Raw genomic sequence first — 16,467 nt, 5'->3', positions numbered from 1 at the left:
GGCCAACCTGACAAAGTTGTAATCTGGCTGTCAGGTTGTAGGCAGTGGCGTCAGTTTAGAGTTTTCCACAGGCTGAACCTTATCTTGTTGGAGTACGACTATGTTTTTGCGCAAATCCCTGGTGTTGGCTGCGTGCCTGCTGGTGCTGAGTTCGCCGGCGTGGGCATCGCCGGCGCGCACCTACGACTTCGGTCAACCAGCCCCGGCCGCGAAGGCGACCCGCAGCGTCGAAGTGGTCATGGGCGACATGTCATTCATCCCGAAGGCCATCGATATCAAGGCTGGTGAGACGGTTCGCTTCGTGCTGGTGAATAAGGGTCAGCTGCTGCACGAATTCAACCTTGGTGATGCCGCGATGCATGCAAAACATCAGCAGGAAATGATGAAGATGCAGCAGAGCGGCATGCTTACGCCTACAGGGATGAAGGAAATGGACCACGGCGCGATGGCGGGAATGGATCACGGCATGAAGCACGATGACCCCAATAGCGTGCTGGTCGAGCCAGGCAAAACCGCTGAACTGACCTGGACCTTCACCAAGGCCACTAACCTGGAATTTGCCTGCAATATTCCAGGCCACTATCAGGCTGGCATGGTCGGTAAGCTGACTGTCAGTCAGTAAGCACTCTAAGGCGGATGCAAAGGCTGGTAGAATCCGCTGATTCATCAGTCAGGTTTCCGCCATGCATCCCGCAGCCGAACACTCGCCGCTGGGCAAATCCAGCGAATACATCGCCACGTACACGCCGTCCTTGCTGTTCCCGATCCCGCGCACCGCGAAATGGGCCGAACTGGGGCTGACGGCTGAAACCCTGCCATATAAAGGCGTGGATTTCTGGAATTGCTTCGAGCTGTCGTGGCTGTTGCCGTCCGGTAAGCCGGTGGTGGCGATCGGCGAATTCAGCATCCCGGCGGATTCGCCGAATATCATCGAATCGAAGTCGTTCAAGCTGTATCTGAACTCCCTGAATCAGACACCGTTTGCAGATATCGCAAGCCTTGAAGCAACGCTGGTGAAGGATCTGTCCGTCGCCGCAGGCAAGCCGGTCGGCGTGCGGATTCGCAGCCTGAAAGACGTTGAAAGCGAAGGCGTCGTGGCGCTGCCAGGTGTGTGCATCGATGACTTGGACATCAGCGTCAGCAACTACGAGCATCCACGTCCGGAGCTGCTGCGTTGTGATGATTCGCGCATCGTCGAGGAGAGCGTGCACAGTCATTTGCTTAAATCCAACTGCCCGGTGACCAGTCAGCCGGACTGGGGCAGTGTGGCGGTGGAGTACCGTGGCGCAGCGCTGGATCACGCGAGTTTGCTGGAATACATCGTGAGTTTTCGCCAGCATTCAGACTTCCATGAACAGTGCGTGGAGCGGATTTTCCTCGATCTGCAGCGGTTGCTGAAACCAGAGAAACTGACGGTGTATGCACGGTATGTGCGTCGTGGCGGGTTGGACATCAACCCGTATCGCAGCACTGAAGCGGTGCAATTGCCGAACCATCGCCTGGTCCGCCAATAAAAATCCCCTGTAGGAGCGAGCTCAAATCGCAGGCATTAAAAAGCCCCGCTGTCAAAAGCGGGGCTTTTTGCATCTGGCGGGTTCAGATCCCCATGTTGCCCAGGGTTTGCACAATGTTGCGCAAGGTGCCGGCAATGGCGGGGTGTTCGAGTTCGAAGCGTTCGACGGCCAGGTTTACGCCGTCAGCGAGGCTGGAGTCCTGGGTTTTGGTTTCGAGCTCGATTTCGAGTTCGATCTGTTGCATCAGCGCATGGAGGTCGGCGCGCTCGGCTTCAGTCAGCGGAGGATTCTGTTCCAATTGCTCGCGCAGGGCATTGAGCTGGTCTTGCAGTTCGCGGGCAGGCATGGCGTTCTTCCTTTTATCGATAGGCACTGGCATAGACCGCGGCATCACGCCAAAGGTCTATGGCTGACCTTTAGATTAATCCACTCGTGCGCAACCTGCATGATCTCGATCAGGGCTTTTCACCCTTGAGTCGCCGCAGGCTGATGTCGGCCAGGCAGGTGTCGAGTTCGCCGAGGTGATCGATCACCGAATGCACGCCCAGGCTGAACAGTTGTACGGTGGCCTTGCCACGCAGGTGTTCGCGTTCCTTTTGACTCAAGGCTTGCCATTCGCTGGGTGCGAGTCCGCAGAGCGAGCCGCAGGAGGCCAGGCCAATCGTCCACAGCCCGGCGTTCAGGCCTGATTGCAGCAATCGCGGTTCACCGCTGACCAGCACGCAGCCATCCAGTCGTCCGACATTCAACGCCATCAAGGCTTGCCAGCACGCATTCGGTGCCGGCCATGGATTGATTGTTTCGGGGTGTTGCGAAGGTTTGATCCATTCCGGCAGGGCGACGGCCAGGGAATGGCTGAGTGCAGGGGAGAGCTCGTCGAGCCAGGCGCAAGGAATCTGTTGGCGCTGCAAACTGTGCAAACTGTCGAGGGCGCCCGGGGTGACCTCGGCGTGCTCGACACAATGGGCGCCGTGTTGGCGCGTGCGGGCGCCGAAGTCCACCAGGCAACCGCTGAGGCCAAACAGGACGGCGGTCAGGCTGGGGACGGTGAGGGGCAAGGTTTCGGCGTGCGGCATGTAAACTTCCCTGAAATAGCGACAAGGCTATGTGTCGCCGGTGACAGTTGAGTGACATTGATGTGAATCGCTCACAGTCATCGAGAATCATCTGTAGGCCATCGCGTACGATGCTGCCTAAAGCGACTTTTCCGTCTTATACTAGCCAGCTTAATGCCCGGGCCAAGACGCCCGTGTCAGTACAATCCAAGGAGTTTTTCTATGCGCTGGAGCAATCATCTAGCTCAGCTGTGTGTGTGTGCCAGTGTGTTGCTGGCTCCGTTCGTTGCCCAGGCAGCTACGGAAGACGACCCTTGGGAAAGCATCAACCGTCCGATTTACACGTTCAATGATGTGGTCGACACCTATGCGCTGAAGCCTCTGGCGCAGGGCTACCAGTTCGTGACCCCGCAATTTCTCGAAGACGGCATCCACAACATGTTCCGCAACGTCGGTGATGTCACCAACCTTGCCAACAACATCTTGCAGGCCAAACCGGCCGCCGCCGGCGTTGACACCGCACGCCTTATCTTTAACACCACCTTCGGCCTGCTGGGCTTCTTCGATGTGGGCACCAAGATGGGTCTGAACCGTAGCGACGAAGACTTCGGTCAGACGTTGGGCTATTGGGGTGTAGGCAGCGGCCCTTACGTGATGCTGCCGTTGCTGGGCCCTAGCACCCTGCGTGATGCGCCGGCCAGGTTTGTCGACGGCTACACCGGCCCATACCCATATATCCACGACGTACCGGTGCGCAACTCGATCTTCGGTCTGAACATCGTCGACACCCGCGCCAGTCTGTTGTCGGCCGAGAAGTTGATCAGCGGCGACAAATACACCTTCATCCGCAATGCGTACCTGCAGAACCGCGAGTTCAAAGTCAAAGACGGCCAGGTCGAAGACGATTTTTGATCTCGACCGGTAAACACCAAGAAGGCGGCCAGTTGGCCGCCTTCTTTGGTTTTGGATCCGGGTTATTTCATCTTCAAGATTGTAAGGCCGAGTTTCTGACTGGCGCCGTCCTGTGCTTTCACCCACACCACTTCAGTGTCGGCTTCGAGCCCTTTGAGTGCCGCGTGATCGGACTCTATTCGCACGCTGAGCCGGTCGCCGATCTTGAACAAGCGAGGTGCCTCAACCTGCATGCCACTGCTGGAAAGGTCGATGCAGACGGCTGCGACCTCGTCCCCTTGATGAATCAGCGCGACATCGGCATCGACTCGCATGCGGATGAAATCACGCTTTTCGCTGTAGTCCCGATCGGTTTGGCTCATGGGGTTCATCCTTCCATTGGGTTACGGTTTTGCCTGTTCTTATAACTCCCGGTGATTTGACAAGTAAAGACGTCAAGCGACCATCGGCGTGAGCTTGAAACGCCCCGCGGATGGGAGTACCGTCTGCGCCTTAGAAGGGCACCTCTGGTGTGCCTGTGAGTAGGGCAAATGCTCGAAAGCGGTGCAGCAGAGAGGCTAGAAAGCGAATCCAGTAGTGTGTGCGGGGGCAATTGCCCAGCCTGCTACGCCAACCTAATTCTGGCGCCGTTTGCCCACATGCCAAAAACCAGTGCCACGCTGCTGATAATCGATGATGACGAAGTAGTGCGCGCGAGCCTCGCCGCCTATTTGGAAGACAGTGGTTTCAGCGTCTTGCAGGCCAGCAATGGCCAGCAGGGTCTTCAGGTATTCGAGCAAGACAAGCCCGACTTGGTCATCTGCGATCTGCGCATGCCGCAGATGGGCGGACTCGAACTCATTCGCCAGGTCACCGAGCGGTCACCGCAAACCCCGGTGATTGTGGTTTCGGGTGCGGGCGTGATGAACGACGCGGTCGAGGCTTTGCGCCTGGGCGCGGCGGATTACCTGATCAAGCCTCTCGAAGATCTGGCCGTGCTCGAGCACTCTGTGCGCCGGGCCCTGGATCGCGCGCGTCTGCTGCTGGAAAACCAGCGCTACCGCGAGAAGCTGGAAAAGGCCAATCGCGAGCTCGAAGCCAGCCTGAACCTGCTCCAGGAAGACCAGAACGCCGGTCGCCAGGTGCAGATGAACATGCTGCCGGTCAGCCCCTGGACCATCGACGAGTTCCAGTTTGCGCACCAGATCATCCCGTCGTTGTACCTGTCGGGTGATTTCGTTGACTACTTTCGGGTCGACGAACGTCGGGTAGCGTTCTATTTGGCGGACGTATCCGGTCATGGCGCCTCTTCAGCCTTCGTCACGGTGCTGCTGAAGTTCATGACCACGCGCTTGCTGTTCGAGTCCAAGCGCAACGGCACATTGCCGGAATTCAAGCCTTCAGAGGTCCTTGGTCATATCAACCGGGGACTGATCAGTTGTAAGCTGGGTAAACACGTCACAATGGTCGGTGGAGTCATCGACGAGGAGACAGGTTTGTTGACCTATAGCATCGGTGGTCATTTACCGTTGCCTGTGTTGTACACGCCAGACAGTGTTCGATATCTGGAAGGACGTGGTCTGCCGGTGGGCCTCTTCAATGAAGCCACCTACGAAGATCATGTGCTGGAGCTGCCGCCGACATTCAGCCTGACGCTGATGTCCGATGGCATTCTGGACCTTTTGCCAGAACCGACACTCAAAGAAAAAGAAGCGGCTTTGCCCCAACGGGTCAAGGCAGCGGGCGGCACCCTGGATGGGCTGCGGCAGGTTTTTGGATTGGCCACGCTAGGGGAGATGCCGGATGATATCGCCCTGTTGGTGTTGAGCAGGAATCTTTAATGAGTACCGGTAGAATCCAGTTCGCCGAGCAGGACGGCACCTTCGTCCTGAAGTTCGTCGGTGAAGTTCGCCTGACCCTGTGTTCGGCATTGGATGCGACTATTGAGCGGATCTTCACGGCGTTGAACTTCAACGCCATCGTGATCGACCTGACCGAGACCCGCAGCATCGACAGCACCACCCTTGGCCTGCTGGCCAAATTGTCGATCCTGTCGCGGCAGAAAGTCGGCCTGCTGCCGACCGTCGTCACCACCCATGAAGACATCACCCGTCTGCTGCAGTCCATGGGCTTCGAGCAGGTGTTCAACATCGTTGATCGCCCGATCCCATGCCCTGAGTGCCTGACCGACTTGCCTGACCAGGACCAGTCCGAAGAAGTGGTGCGGATCAAAGTGCTCGAAGCGCACAAGATCCTCATGGGGCTGAATGATTCGAATCGTGAAGCGTTTCATGATCTGGTGAATGCGCTCGAGCGTCATTGATTGCTTCAAGTGATGTGGTCGATCCCTCTGCCGGCTTGCCGGCGATGGCGGACTGGCAACCACCTACTCTTCAAGCTGCGAAGCCACTAGCAATCAAACGCAAACAAAAAAGGGCGAACCCATCAAGGTTCGCCCTTTTTGCATTGTGCCGAGCTAGATCAAAGCTTGGCTTGCAGCAGCGCCTCAAGTTTCTCCTGGTCCCGAGCAAACTGACGAATCCCTTCCGCCAGTTTTTCGGTCGCCATCGCATCTTCGTTGGACAACCAGCGGAATTGCGCTTCATTCAGGCTCAAGCGCGCTTCGCCGGCATGACCCGGTGCCAATTTACGCTCCAGTTTGCCAGTGTCCGCCGCCAGTTTATCGATCAGGTCCGGGCTGATAGTCAGGCGGTCGCAACCGGCCAACTGCTCGATCTGATTCAGGTTGCGGAAGCTCGCACCCATGACCACAGTCTTGTAATCATTGGCCTTGTAGTAGTTGTAAATACGCGTCACCGACTGCACGCCCGGGTCATCCGAGCCAGTGTAATCGTTGCCGTTGGCCTTCTTGTACCAGTCGTAGATACGGCCCACGAACGGCGAAATCAGGAACACACCCGCATCGGCACACGCCGCCGCCTGGGCGAACGAGAACAGCAATGTCAGGTTGGTCTGGATGCCTTCTTTTTCCAGGATTTCGGCAGCGCGAATCCCTTCCCAGGTGGAAGCGATCTTGATCAGCACGCGGTCACGGCCGATGCCGGCTTTTTCGTACAGCTCGATCAGGCGGTGCGCACGCTTCAAGACGGCGTCAGTGTCGAACGACAGGCGCGCATCCACTTCAGTGGAAATACGGCCAGGAATCACCTTCAGGATCTCTTGCCCTACCGCGACGCCAAAACGGTCGCTGGCCAAGCCCACATCGCCCTTACAGTCGCTGACGCACGCGTTCAGCAGATCCGCATAACCGGGAATGGCCGCAGCTTTAAGCAGCAGGGAAGGGTTGGTGGTAGCGTCCACCGGTTTAACGCGAGCGATCGCTTCGAAGTCGCCAGTGTCGGCAACTACGGTGGTCATTTGTTTGAGTTGTTCCAGCTTGGAAGTCATGGGCGTGCTCTGTCCTATGGGTCTAATGACATTACCCGAGCGCTGACAGCCACTCAAGGGCGCATGTACGTATCGAAGGCCCCGGCTGCAACAACCTGAAAACGGCTGTTTGAATGGCGGGGCGCGGTGTCGATAAATACGATGCCAAATAAGGACGCAGGTTCAACCCGGGTGACCGTTAGCGACCGTCAAGCAACTGCGCGGCCTGATCCAGCAACGCCAAAGGCTCCTTGGCTTTATGAATATCCACCGACAACAACTGCCGAAACTTGCGCGCGCCCGGAAATCCGGTGCCCAGTCCCAACACGTGCCGGGTGATGTGGTGCATCGAACCGCCCGCATCAATATGTGCCGCTATATAAGGCCGCAGCTGCGCCAATGCCTCGGCCCGGCTGATCACCGGCGCCGTGCTGCCGAACAGTTGCTGATCCACCTCGGCCATCACATATGGGTTGTGATAGGCCTCACGGCCGAGCATCACGCCGTCGAAGGTCTGCAAATGTTCGTGACAGGCCTCCAGCGTCTTGATCCCGCCATTGAGAATGATCTCAAGCTGTGGGAAATCCACCTTCAATCGCGCCGCCACGTCATAGCGCAGCGGTGGAATGTCGCGATTTTCCTTCGGCGACAACCCTTCCAGAATCGCAATCCGCGCATGCACCGTGAAACTGGTGCACCCGGCATCGCTGACTGTACCAACGAAATCACACAACTCTTCGTAGCTGTCCCGTCCATTAATCCCGATGCGGTGCTTCACGGTCACCGGGATCGACACCGCATCGCGCATCGCCTTCACACAATCGGCCACCAACTGCGGATGCCCCATCAACACCGCGCCGATCATGTTGTTCTGCACCCGATCACTCGGGCAGCCGACGTTCAGATTCACCTCATCGTAACCGTGGTCCTGCGCCATGCGTGCGCAGGCGGCCAAGTCCAGCGGCACGCTGCCGCCCAGTTGCAGGGCGAGCGGGTGTTCGGCTTCGTTGTGACGCAGGAAACGCTCGTGATCACCGTTGAGGAGTGCGCCAGTGGTGACCATTTCGGTGTAGAGGAGAGCGTGCCTGGAAAGCAGGCGCAGGAAGAAACGGCAGTGGCGGTCCGTCCAATCCATCATAGGTGCAACGGAAAACCGCCGAGATAGCGCAGGGCTTGAGTTTACTGGGCTGGAGTGGGTGTTTGGTACCATTTGGCTCAACGTATTTATAGCGTGTTTTTAGGCGTTTTCAGGCGTTTTTTCGATGGCGCTGGTACAATGTACCAATCACTTTCGGAATTGTACCAGTCGACTATGGCAACGATCAGAGCACGAAAACGCACCGATGGCTCAGTCAGTTACACGGCACAGATACGCCTGTTTCGCGATGGAGCGCAAGTCTACCAAGAGAGCCAGACCTTCGCCCGGAAACAGGCGGCACAAGCGTGGGTGCGGCGACGTGAGGCAGAGCTAGATCAGCCTGGTGCGATTGAACGGGCGAACCGCAAGGGCGTCACCGTACAGGACATGATCAAGCAGTACCTGGATGAAATGGAGAAAGTCCGGCCGTTGGGTAAAACCAAGGAAGCCACTCTAAATGCTATCGCGGCGACGGAGTTTGGCCAGACCGTTGATTCCGCCATCAACAGCCAGCGATTGGTGGATTTTGCACTCTGGCGTATGAGCAAAGAGGGCGGCGGTGTCCAGCCGCAGACGGCAGGCAACGATCTGGCGCACCTTGGGGCTGTCCTATCGATTGCACGGCCAGCTTGGGGATATGAGGTCGATATCCACGCGATGGCAGATGCTCGAAAGGTGTTGAGAAAGCTGGGTTACAACATGAAAAGCCGCGAGCGGGATCGGCGGCCGACCAAGGACGAGCTGGATAAGGTTCTGGAGCACTTTGTAGGTATTCAGCAGCGTCGCCCTAGTTCGATCAATATGCTCAAAGTCACCGGCTTTGCGTTGTTCTCCACGCGTAGGCAAGACGAGATCGGCCGAATGCTTTGGGAGGACGTCGATGAAGAGCGTCAGCGGGTGATGGTGCGGGACATGAAGAACCCAGGCCAGAAGATTGGCAACGATGTTTGGTGTCACCTCCCGGATGAAGCTTGGCGCATTCTGAAGAGCATGCCAAAGGAGCGTGCAGAGATTTTCCCCTACAACTCGTCATCGATCGCCACTGCTTGGGCAAAGGCGTGCAAGTTTCTGATGATTGAAGATCTGCACTTCCACGATCTGCGGCACGACGGCGTGAGCCGGTTATTTGAAATGGACTGGGATATCCCGCGAGTGGCCAGTGTTTCCGGGCATCGGGATTGGAATTCATTACGTAGATACACCCATCTGCGCGGACGAGGTGACCACTATGCCGAATGGCCGTGGTTAGAGAGGATCATTCAGGCGCCCGTGAAGCTGGGCGCCTGGGGTAAGCAGTGAGTTAACTGGCTCGGCGGTATCCGTTGAGCTGGTTGAATTCTTTCACCGCAGCTTCCCGTTGCAGATCAAGGTAGGCCGCCAGATCAGTGATGTGGATACCTTTGGCGCTTTTCTGGCTCGACTCCAGCCGAGTGATCGGGATTTTGATCTGTCCGGCCATGACCTTGCGCTGGAACATATCGGTGGTCAGGTGCGTGAAGTAGTCCTTGCATACCTGCTCCAGCGGGATAATGGCCCGGCCATTGTACTGGGCCATAAGAATGAAAGCTGTGTTCATTCTATCTCCTCGCGCATGGATACTTTGCTTCTGCTGGCCGCAGATAGGTCTGGCAGTAGTGCTGGTGCTGGCCTAACAGTAAAACAGGTTCCACCTATCTCGACTGTTTGAACGCCCCTAAGAAATCCAGTTATGTCGATATCAATACCATTCTTTAAACGACGTTGATGAGCCGCCACCAAGTGTAGTATCGGTCGTTTTCGTCCTGTCTCGGTCAGCGGTACTGATCTCGCGTACAGCAAGGATTTAATCTGCTCGGGCATTGAACCCAGGCGAGCGAGGCAGTTGGATTCACGGGCCTCAATAGTCCAGCAGTAACGGCTGTCGGCTATGAATTGCAAAGCAATGGATGCTCTGGCTTCGCGATCTTTTAGTTCCTTTTCTGGCGTGGTGAGGTCGTAACTGGTTTTGTACCGGCCAGCGATTTCAAAGCGTTGTTCACAGGCGACAACTTTGCCTTCTTTCGTTATGCAAAAGAAAGAACGTTCACCCTCGATAAAATCATTTTCCGCTGCGGCTATTATTATTTCATACAACTGTCCACCCGAACGTTTGTGCCATGTCTTGGGCAGACCGGTAACTTTTCGGATATATGTGGTTTGAAAAAAACCACCATATTCATCGGGCGGGGCTTGTCGTGTTCTGGTAAACCCAATGCATCCCAGTGTAGGTAAAGGGTCATTGGTAACATCGAATTCCCAATCTCCAAAGCCGGTTGTGCTTGGCGCGATGATGAATCTGTCGTTGCTTGGAATATAGGGACCGATTCTTCTGATGAGGCCCATCCGCTCATTAGTAAGAGTATTTGGGCCGGCCCCTTTATTTTTTTTGATTCTGGTTTCAAAACAGGTGATCAAGGCTGCGGCGACAGAGTCTTCAAAAGAGTCAGTTGTCCAGAGATCTAGGTTGTCTGAGCTAATGAGTGTCATTGAAGTTCTCCTTGCTGTGCGACGCTGAGGCCCAACCGGTAGCCTGCTTCATGGATCTTTCCGGCTAGTTTTCGACCGACGCCGGGAATGGTCATAAGCTCCTTTATTTCGCTCATAGTTTGAGTGTGCGAGGTGGTTTTATACCCCACGACAGGCTGCGCGAGCGGGCGTTTCTGAGCGTTTAGCGTTGCATCAGCGAGCGCTGCCCCGCGCAGCTTTTCGTGGGGTATAAGCGCCTCGGCAGTGGCGCTGAGTGGGACAATAATGCCTGCTGCTGCGCAGCAGAGACTGTTTGTTTCAGTTGTGTCGACACGATTAGCAGTGCGGAGCAAAGCGGTCGATGCTTGAGTGATATGCAGGTCCATCTTCATGCCGCTTTCCTCCGATGTTCGATAGCGAGTTGGTCCATCAAGCGCTGGTGAAACGTGAGCCGTGCTTCGGTGGCGGACCATGGGCGAATCGTTTCGGCCATGGGTTCGATGCCGATCAGGCAATCCCAGACGGCCGGATCGGCGGGCATGAGGTCGCGCCGTTCGGTAGCCAGGGCAACAAGGTCGGCATGGTGGACTGATGCAGGTAGTGCGAGGTCGAGGTTGAAACGGCTGCAGATGCGCTCCCAGATCCAATGCTCGACATCTTGGTAGGCGTGCATCCATTCCTTCAGCGGTCGTACCATGTCGCCGACAAAGGCCTCGGGACCGTCGTGTAGGAGTGCCGCCAACTTATCCTCTTCGGGCACCAGATCGGCGACCATGCAGCTGTGCTGGGCCACACTGTAGAACTCGCGGGTGTGGCCATTGAAACGGCACAAATTTGATAGCGAGTGGGAGATATCGCGTGGGTCGATCAGCTCGGCATCCGGCTCATACAGGTCAAAGCGTTTGCCGGTTGAGGTGAGAATCTGAGTCATGCGACCTCCTTAACCAGATCGGCCAGCAAAAGCGCGTTCTTGGTGTCCTTGTGGAGTTGTCGCAGGCTGTCGTTGCCAATCAGCAGGGCCAGCTGCCGGTCGAACTCTTTGCGGTAGCGAGTCAGCTCCTGCATTTCGGTGGAGGCTTTGGTGCATTGCTGCTGTAACTTGCCGGCCGCCTCGGGGGTGAGGCGCAGCATTGAAATAGGACGACTCATGCATCACCTCCAACCATTTTTTGGTGTTGGTTTTTCAGATGAAGCTGTTGAAAAAACAGAGATGCTTTTTCTGCGTCCTCGAAACTTGTATGGATGCTTCCGTTGCCATGTTCGCTCTCCTTGGACAAATCCAGTTGTGTTGCTGGATCCAGCAGTGCTGCCATGGCGAGCGCTTGATCGCGAAGCTCAATGGTGTCCCGCTCGAGTTTTTTCCCAGTACGAAATGCACTGAATGTTTCGGCTGCGATCCGTAGTTTTTCTGCTATGTCCAACAGAGTTTGACGTGCTGGTTCCCCGAGTTTCGAGGCGGCCAGTGCACGTTCATAGTGTGAGAACAATTGCTTGTAATGAGCGCGTGCCTGTCCGGGTGGTCGTTAATGCTGACCATCACTTTGCCTTTGCTGCGGCGCATGAAGTCCGCCATACGCTCATAATTCTCGAAGGGGAAATCGACGCCATAGCCAGCGGTCTGCCAATACGGCGGGTCCATGTAGTGGAAGGTATGGGCACGGTCGTAACGTTCAGCACATTCAAGCCAGGGGAGATTTTCGACGTAGGTGCCAGACAACCGTTGCCAGGCGGTCGAGAGATTTTCCTCAATCCGCAAGAGGTTAATGGCCGGGCCAGTCGTCGCGGTACCGAACGTCTGGCCGGTGACCTTGCCAGCGAAGGCATGGTGCTGCAGGTAGAAAAATCGGGCGGCGCGCTGGATGTCGGTCAAGGTTTCAGGGCGGGTCATTTTCTGCCACTCGAACACCTGCCGCGAACTGAGCGCCCATTTGAACTGGCGCACGAACTCTTCGAGGTGGTTCTGCACGACGCGGTACAGCGTCACCAGATCGCCGTTGATGTCGTTCAGGACTTCAACCGGCGATGGCTGGGGCTTCATGAAGTAGAGCGCGGCACCGCCTGCAAAGACTTCGACATAGCATTCGTGTGGCGGAAAAAGCGGAATGAGGCGATCGGCCAGGCGGCGTTTGCCGCCCATCCAAGGGATGATGGGTGTGGACATTAATAGCAAGACCTTTACTGTATGGATAAACAGGTGCTAGGCTCGCCGCGCTTCGTGCACGGAGCAAGAGCCTTGGCTGGACTTGCAGGGACAATCTGCAGGGACGGCGGCCGGGATGGATGTTGACGCATCCACCCTGGTCGCTCTTTTTCACTTCGTTGAGACTTCTTTGGCATAGGCCTGGCAGGCCGCCAGGGCGATCAACCCTCGATCGCCGGCGTCGGTGATGCCGATAATTCGTTGAGCATGCGCTGGGTCAAGTTGGGCTCTTGTGGGGCCATGAACCACGCCGCCGGAGGCGGTGGTGGTGGCTGACACTGCGCAGCCGCTGGCTGACTCGGTGGCGTCGAGTAGGACTGACAGGCGCACATCAGCAGTGGCAATACGGTCACGCAGGCGACCTTGATCACGTTGGGCATCGCTCAGGGCTCGGTAATAGGTTTGTTCGCTGGCTGACAGTCGCTGCTCGAGCGCCAGGCGTTTGTCTTGCTCGGCACGCTGCTGGGCGGCTGCGGCCAATGTCAGTTGACTGAGGGTTTCCGCCTGCAGGCGGGCTTGTTGTTCGAGCTGCTGGCCGTAGCGCCAGTCTTGAACCTGCCAGGCGATCGCGGCAGAACCACCGAGCAGCACGGCCAACAACACACCCACCGCAAGCAGCCGGTACTGGGCCGGGATCAAGTCGACGAGACGCATAGCACTGCCCTCGCCCGCTCCCACAGCTGCAACCGATCTTGCAAACCATTCAGTCCCCCGTTGATCCGGCGGGTGATGCTATTGAACTGGTCACGGTCGGCCAGTTCGTTGAGGCCGTTTTGCGCCCAGAACCACGCGGCGGATTCGGCGGCCCATTGCGGCAGTTCGAGCAGTTCCGGCGTGCGCAGCAATCGCTCATCACCAAACAGCGCCAGGCTGCAACGCAGGTAGTTGTGGCGGCCGGTGATCTGGATCAGCCCTCGACCGCGATAGCGCTGGCCATCGCCGTCCGCTTCTGGGGTGTTGCCCAGTTTCTCGGCCAGATTGCCCGTGTCGTATTTGCTCAGGTACTGATCGCCGCCCAGCTCGCGGACGTACTGCAGTTGACCGGATTCGTGACCGAGCTGGGCCAGGAACGCGGCCTCACGTTTCGGCGTATTGATTTGCCGGTGGACCATGGCGGCGCTGAGGGCGGAAACAAAAACGCCCGCTTGGCGGCGGGCGTTGGGCATGATGCGTTGTAGCTGTTGCTCAGTGATGGACATACAAACTCCGGGCATAAAAAAACCGCACGCGGCGGATGGTGGGTGCGCTGTGGCGTTATGCGAGACTGACAACCTTGACCGGCTTCACCTCCTTCTTTTTCTTGCCCTTGGCTTTGGCCTTGCCCTTGTTGCCGCCGTTGCACTCGACCGTGGTCGACCAGCCGGCTTGGGTATAAACCTGTTCGACCGAGTCCGCCAGATACTCGCCATCGAGCCCAACCTTGAAACCTTGGGCGTTGATCGGCCGTTCGGCAAACAAGTCCGTGCGCCCGGGCATTTCAAAACGCACCCCAGCGCCGGAGCGATTGAACGCTGCCAAGCGCGCCTTGGCCGCCGACTCGGCGGCAGTCTTACTCGGGTGGATGTGGCGGTCGGTGTGCACCGAGGGCAGGCCGTCCGGTGCGTCATCATTGTCCAGGGACACCACCGCGAGTTTCCCGCCCTTCTTGTCCTGGTGTTTGGTGGCCACCTTGCCGTGTGTGTTGCGATCACCTAGACGAAACTGCCAGCGGCTAACGTCGCTGCGGGTCAGAGTGATGGCCCCGAACGCCTTGCCGCTCGCGCTCTGCCCACCTTGGCGCGGCATCACCAACAGCTTGCCGTCCGCGACCTTGGCCGTGCAGTCATATTGTTTGGCCAGGCGCGTGATGAAATTGAAATCGGACTCGCTGAGTTGGTCCGCCCGGGCGACTTTCGTCGCCACCGGGCACCCCGGCGCCCATCCGCCGTGTGTTTGCGGGCTTTCACTTCGAGACGCTGGACATCCGCTACACCAACACCAACCAGCGACAAGGGAAGGCCGAGGTCAGCGGAGAGTTGGTGATCATGAACTGGGAGCCGGCGGCGTTGGGCGGGTTGTTTTGAGTGTCCCTTGGTATATTCCCTAATCTAAATGTCCTTTTTGGCCACTCTCTGTCGGTCACGACAGGCGGGAGTCGGCCGATTCTGTTGAAAAAGTCGGTTTCTGAAACGACCAGAAGATCGATCGATGAAAGTGCCTTTTTAGGGCGCTGCCACGTGAAATCTGAGTCCGGTAACCTCTGCCGAAAGTAAAGATTTCAATCTCAGGCGCATACTTTTCTGCTGCCGAAACTATGGCCGACTTTTTCAACAGAATCGGCCAGAACCAGCCATTCAGACGTTTCTACTCAACTATGGGCGACTAGCACCGCACTTGCGATGCAGTCGCTGATCACCGTTCCTGGGAAATGCACCCCGGTTTGTTAAAGGCTTGTCGATGAAAGAACCGTGAGAAAGTTAGTTGTACCGGGTTATTTCATTTCTGTCGTTGGACTGCGATCAATCATTACTGCTGATACTGTCTGCGTCGGGACGATCATCACTTCGTATGGGGCAAGATATCTGTATCTATCCTTAAATCGTTCGTAGCCTACTTTGTGAGTTTCATTCTGAATACGATAGTAGCCATTGTTGATCTCAATCGGGTTAATATAAAGCTTTTTATCCATCAGAATAGAAAAATCAGACTCCCAATCGGTTGTCGAAGGACTCTCGATTAGATCACGGTTCGCTTGTCATTTGCCCAGCAATTAGAGCTTTTTTTCCATCGAAAACCTTGATTTAAGGTTTTTTGGCTACCAAAAGAAGTGAGCCGCCCAAGGGGAGTCGCAGACCAAGTTTCATCAGGGTCAGCTCAAACCTCATCACCAGTTCCAGGCTTTTATTGATAAATTTAGGGATGTGGAATTCGGTCATTGGGTCATAGTCGCCCTTGGAGGGACGTGCCCGTGATAGCCACATTAACGGAACTAAAAGACTTACAAAAGATGAAGTGTATTTTACTGAGAGCCCTGCGGATTCGACTTTCTGAATTAATTCAGGGCGTGAATATCGACGAACGTGACAGGCAAACTCATCTACCTCGGACCATAACCATTGGTGCTGAGGAACTGTAATCAATAACGTGCCACCCGACTCTAATGCTCGTGCTAAGTTGTTAAGTGCGAGTTGGTCTTGTTCAATGTGTTCTATAACGTCGAACGCCCCAATGACGTCATATTGAGAGACATCCTTCATTACTGTTGCGTCTATCTGAAGAAACGTCGCGTTGGGTATTCTCTTTCTGGCATGTACCAAACCCTCCTCGAAATATTCAGAGCCGTAGAGATTGGAATGAGGATAGGCTTTGTTCACGCCATCTAAAACAAATGCTGTTCCGCAGCCTACCTCGAGAAAACGGTTAAATGGGCCGACGTATTTTCTCATAGCCCACAGAATTACTCTGTTTCTGGCGCGAAACCACCAATGCTTGGCTTCCTCTGCGGCGAGAAGGTCAAACGATTCTGACGGGAATGGTTGCCGAGTCGAGGTCATCCTTGGTGTTACCTGTATTAGAGATAATTGAACATGATGCAGCTTGGCCACCCAATTTTGTTTGGCACAGCTTAAACACCTGAAATAGCGCGATTTTACCAGTGGCAGGGTATCGCTATCATCACCAGGATAGCGCAGCGAACCGCCAAAGGACGCCCGCGGATTGTGTTCGTTCCGGTGCCAGTACGATTCGATCTCGTCTGAAACTACCGAACCGAGCGTGTATTTTTTCTGGATGCGCTTACTCAGTACCATTCAGGTCACT

20 protein-coding genes and 3 pseudogenes are annotated in these 16,467 nt (G+C 56.1%); 7 read left to right on the top strand and 16 right to left on the bottom strand.

The features are described 5' to 3' along the window. Positions 1–100: 100 nt before the first annotated feature. Together ACI77H_RS04170 and queF are read left to right on the top strand one after the other, a co-directional pair. A complete protein-coding gene (locus ACI77H_RS04170; protein ID WP_407010497.1) occupies positions 101–622 on the top strand; it encodes a plastocyanin/azurin family copper-binding protein in 522 nt (173 codons plus the stop codon). Positions 623–683: 61 nt separating this feature from the next. Further along, on the top strand, positions 684–1,514 hold the full coding sequence (gene queF, locus ACI77H_RS04165) for an NADPH-dependent 7-cyano-7-deazaguanine reductase QueF (protein ID WP_407010496.1): 831 nt from the start codon (positions 684–686) through the stop codon (positions 1,512–1,514). 82 nt (positions 1,515–1,596) lie between these two features. Here queF and ACI77H_RS04160 read toward each other — a convergent pair whose 3' ends face one another. Together ACI77H_RS04160 and ACI77H_RS04155 are read right to left on the bottom strand one after the other, a co-directional pair. After that, the gene (locus tag ACI77H_RS04160) at positions 1,597–1,860 is read right to left on the bottom strand and encodes a DUF4404 family protein (RefSeq protein ID WP_407010494.1); all 264 of its coding nucleotides are present in this window, start codon (positions 1,858–1,860) and stop codon (positions 1,597–1,599) included. Between the two features lie 109 nt (positions 1,861–1,969). Then, a complete protein-coding gene (locus tag ACI77H_RS04155; RefSeq protein WP_407010492.1) occupies positions 1,970–2,590 on the bottom strand; it encodes an HAD family phosphatase in 621 nt (206 codons plus the stop codon). 201 nt (positions 2,591–2,791) lie between these two features. On the opposite strand from ACI77H_RS04155, the gene ACI77H_RS04150 reads away from it, so the two are divergent. After that, positions 2,792–3,481 carry a VacJ family lipoprotein gene (locus tag ACI77H_RS04150; protein WP_407010491.1) on the top strand — a complete coding sequence of 230 codons (690 nt, stop codon included), beginning with the start codon at positions 2,792–2,794 and terminating at the stop codon, positions 3,479–3,481. Positions 3,482–3,543: 62 nt separating this feature from the next. Here the strand turns inward: ACI77H_RS04150 and ACI77H_RS04145 are convergent, their stop codons facing one another. After that, on the bottom strand, positions 3,544–3,843 hold the full coding sequence (locus ACI77H_RS04145; RefSeq protein WP_407010490.1) for a PilZ domain-containing protein: 300 nt from the start codon (positions 3,841–3,843) through the stop codon (positions 3,544–3,546). Positions 3,844–4,119: 276 nt separating this feature from the next. On the opposite strand from ACI77H_RS04145, the gene rssB reads away from it, so the two are divergent. Together rssB and rssC are read left to right on the top strand one after the other, a co-directional pair. Further along, positions 4,120–5,301: a two-component system response regulator RssB gene (rssB, locus tag ACI77H_RS04140; protein WP_084323765.1), complete on the top strand. Its 1,182-nt coding sequence runs from the start codon at positions 4,120–4,122 to the stop codon at positions 5,299–5,301. Continuing rightward, positions 5,301–5,783 carry an anti-sigma factor antagonist RssC gene (rssC, locus tag ACI77H_RS04135; protein ID WP_007935262.1) on the top strand — a complete coding sequence of 161 codons (483 nt, stop codon included), beginning with the start codon at positions 5,301–5,303 and terminating at the stop codon, positions 5,781–5,783. Before rssB ends, rssC begins: the two co-directional genes overlap by 1 nt. Positions 5,784–5,941: 158 nt before the next feature. Here rssC and tal read toward each other — a convergent pair whose 3' ends face one another. Together tal and dusA are read right to left on the bottom strand one after the other, a co-directional pair. Next, the gene (gene tal / locus ACI77H_RS04130; protein ID WP_407010488.1) at positions 5,942–6,868 is read right to left on the bottom strand and encodes a transaldolase; all 927 of its coding nucleotides are present in this window, start codon (positions 6,866–6,868) and stop codon (positions 5,942–5,944) included. A 178-nt stretch (positions 6,869–7,046) separates the two neighbouring features. Further along, entirely contained in the window at positions 7,047–8,057 is a 1,011-nt protein-coding gene (dusA, locus tag ACI77H_RS04125) for a tRNA dihydrouridine(20/20a) synthase DusA (RefSeq protein ID WP_407010486.1), read from the bottom strand. Positions 8,058–8,159: 102 nt separating this feature from the next. On the opposite strand from dusA, the gene ACI77H_RS04120 reads away from it, so the two are divergent. Then, positions 8,160–9,284 (top strand): site-specific integrase, encoded by a 1,125-nt coding sequence (locus tag ACI77H_RS04120; protein ID WP_210688978.1) that lies wholly within the window; start codon positions 8,160–8,162, stop codon positions 9,282–9,284. Between the two features lies 1 nt (position 9,285). Here the strand turns inward: ACI77H_RS04120 and ACI77H_RS04115 are convergent, their stop codons facing one another. The 10 genes and pseudogenes from ACI77H_RS04115 to ACI77H_RS04070 all read right to left on the bottom strand — a co-directional run. Then, on the bottom strand, positions 9,286–9,561 hold the full coding sequence (locus tag ACI77H_RS04115; RefSeq protein ID WP_407010484.1) for a pyocin activator PrtN family protein: 276 nt from the start codon (positions 9,559–9,561) through the stop codon (positions 9,286–9,288). Next, positions 9,558–10,490: a hypothetical protein gene (locus ACI77H_RS04110; RefSeq protein ID WP_210688958.1), complete on the bottom strand. Its 933-nt coding sequence runs from the start codon at positions 10,488–10,490 to the stop codon at positions 9,558–9,560. The genes ACI77H_RS04115 and ACI77H_RS04110 overlap by 4 nt, the downstream gene beginning before the upstream one ends. Next, entirely contained in the window at positions 10,487–10,861 is a 375-nt protein-coding gene (locus ACI77H_RS04105; RefSeq protein ID WP_407010483.1) for a hypothetical protein, read from the bottom strand. The genes ACI77H_RS04110 and ACI77H_RS04105 overlap by 4 nt, the downstream gene beginning before the upstream one ends. Next, positions 10,858–11,400, bottom strand: coding sequence for a phosphohydrolase (locus tag ACI77H_RS04100; RefSeq protein ID WP_407010482.1), 543 nt, complete (start codon positions 11,398–11,400; stop codon positions 10,858–10,860). The genes ACI77H_RS04105 and ACI77H_RS04100 overlap by 4 nt, the downstream gene beginning before the upstream one ends. Then, on the bottom strand, positions 11,397–11,618 hold the full coding sequence (locus ACI77H_RS04095) for a hypothetical protein (protein ID WP_407010481.1): 222 nt from the start codon (positions 11,616–11,618) through the stop codon (positions 11,397–11,399). The genes ACI77H_RS04100 and ACI77H_RS04095 overlap by 4 nt, the downstream gene beginning before the upstream one ends. Then, positions 11,615–11,890 (bottom strand): hypothetical protein, encoded by a 276-nt coding sequence (locus ACI77H_RS04090; protein WP_407010480.1) that lies wholly within the window; start codon positions 11,888–11,890, stop codon positions 11,615–11,617. The genes ACI77H_RS04095 and ACI77H_RS04090 overlap by 4 nt, the downstream gene beginning before the upstream one ends. A gap of 89 nt (positions 11,891–11,979) precedes the next feature. Then, positions 11,980–12,630: pseudogene (locus ACI77H_RS04085) on the bottom strand (DNA adenine methylase); the annotation flags it as partial. A 150-nt stretch (positions 12,631–12,780) separates the two neighbouring features. Further along, positions 12,781–13,323 (bottom strand): lysis protein, encoded by a 543-nt coding sequence (locus ACI77H_RS04080; protein WP_407010479.1) that lies wholly within the window; start codon positions 13,321–13,323, stop codon positions 12,781–12,783. After that, positions 13,305–13,868, bottom strand: coding sequence for a glycoside hydrolase family 19 protein (locus ACI77H_RS04075; RefSeq protein WP_407010477.1), 564 nt, complete (start codon positions 13,866–13,868; stop codon positions 13,305–13,307). Before ACI77H_RS04075 ends, ACI77H_RS04080 begins: the two co-directional genes overlap by 19 nt. A gap of 55 nt (positions 13,869–13,923) precedes the next feature. After that, positions 13,924–14,592: pseudogene (locus ACI77H_RS04070) on the bottom strand (phage late control D family protein); the annotation flags it as partial. Here ACI77H_RS04070 and ACI77H_RS04065 point away from each other — a divergent pair. Further along, a pseudogene (locus tag ACI77H_RS04065) lies at positions 14,589–14,732 on the top strand (DNA adenine methylase); the annotation flags it as partial. The pseudogenes ACI77H_RS04070 and ACI77H_RS04065 sit on opposite strands and share 4 nt — an antisense overlap. A 717-nt stretch (positions 14,733–15,449) precedes the next feature. Here ACI77H_RS04065 and ACI77H_RS04060 read toward each other — a convergent pair. Continuing rightward, positions 15,450–16,457: a class I SAM-dependent methyltransferase gene (locus ACI77H_RS04060; RefSeq protein ID WP_407010476.1), complete on the bottom strand. Its 1,008-nt coding sequence runs from the start codon at positions 16,455–16,457 to the stop codon at positions 15,450–15,452. Positions 16,458–16,467: the final 10 nt, after the last annotated feature.

The sequence above is a fragment of the Pseudomonas sp. O230 genome (assembly GCF_045447035.1).
Classification (GTDB): Bacteria; Pseudomonadota; Gammaproteobacteria; order Pseudomonadales; family Pseudomonadaceae; genus Aquipseudomonas.
Note: the sequence above shows the minus strand (reverse complement) of the source record. Positions and strands in the feature narration are given on the sequence as shown.

Excerpts from the sequence above, each read along its gene's own strand:
- ACI77H_RS04170 (WP_407010497.1), top strand. The coding sequence starts at position 101 with ATGTTTTTGCGCAAATCCCTGGTGTTGGCTGCGTGCCTGCTGGTGCTG.
- queF (WP_407010496.1), top strand. The coding sequence starts at position 684 with ATGCATCCCGCAGCCGAACACTCGCCGCTGGGCAAATCCAGCGAATAC.
- ACI77H_RS04160 (WP_407010494.1), bottom strand. The coding sequence starts at position 1,860 with ATGCCTGCCCGCGAACTGCAAGACCAGCTCAATGCCCTGCGCGAGCAA.
- ACI77H_RS04155 (WP_407010492.1), bottom strand. The coding sequence starts at position 2,590 with ATGCCGCACGCCGAAACCTTGCCCCTCACCGTCCCCAGCCTGACCGCC.
- ACI77H_RS04150 (WP_407010491.1), top strand. The coding sequence starts at position 2,792 with ATGCGCTGGAGCAATCATCTAGCTCAGCTGTGTGTGTGTGCCAGTGTG.
- ACI77H_RS04145 (WP_407010490.1), bottom strand. The coding sequence starts at position 3,843 with ATGAGCCAAACCGATCGGGACTACAGCGAAAAGCGTGATTTCATCCGC.
- rssB (WP_084323765.1), top strand. The coding sequence starts at position 4,120 with ATGCCAAAAACCAGTGCCACGCTGCTGATAATCGATGATGACGAAGTA.
- rssC (WP_007935262.1), top strand. The coding sequence starts at position 5,301 with ATGAGTACCGGTAGAATCCAGTTCGCCGAGCAGGACGGCACCTTCGTC.
- tal (WP_407010488.1), bottom strand. The coding sequence starts at position 6,868 with ATGACTTCCAAGCTGGAACAACTCAAACAAATGACCACCGTAGTTGCC.
- dusA (WP_407010486.1), bottom strand. The coding sequence starts at position 8,057 with ATGGTACCAAACACCCACTCCAGCCCAGTAAACTCAAGCCCTGCGCTA.
- ACI77H_RS04120 (WP_210688978.1), top strand. The coding sequence starts at position 8,160 with ATGGCAACGATCAGAGCACGAAAACGCACCGATGGCTCAGTCAGTTAC.
- ACI77H_RS04115 (WP_407010484.1), bottom strand. The coding sequence starts at position 9,561 with ATGAACACAGCTTTCATTCTTATGGCCCAGTACAATGGCCGGGCCATT.
- ACI77H_RS04110 (WP_210688958.1), bottom strand. The coding sequence starts at position 10,490 with ATGACACTCATTAGCTCAGACAACCTAGATCTCTGGACAACTGACTCT.
- ACI77H_RS04105 (WP_407010483.1), bottom strand. The coding sequence starts at position 10,861 with ATGAAGATGGACCTGCATATCACTCAAGCATCGACCGCTTTGCTCCGC.
- ACI77H_RS04100 (WP_407010482.1), bottom strand. The coding sequence starts at position 11,400 with ATGACTCAGATTCTCACCTCAACCGGCAAACGCTTTGACCTGTATGAG.
- ACI77H_RS04095 (WP_407010481.1), bottom strand. The coding sequence starts at position 11,618 with ATGAGTCGTCCTATTTCAATGCTGCGCCTCACCCCCGAGGCGGCCGGC.
- ACI77H_RS04080 (WP_407010479.1), bottom strand. The coding sequence starts at position 13,323 with ATGCGTCTCGTCGACTTGATCCCGGCCCAGTACCGGCTGCTTGCGGTG.
- ACI77H_RS04075 (WP_407010477.1), bottom strand. The coding sequence starts at position 13,868 with ATGTCCATCACTGAGCAACAGCTACAACGCATCATGCCCAACGCCCGC.
- ACI77H_RS04060 (WP_407010476.1), bottom strand. The coding sequence starts at position 16,457 with ATGGTACTGAGTAAGCGCATCCAGAAAAAATACACGCTCGGTTCGGTA.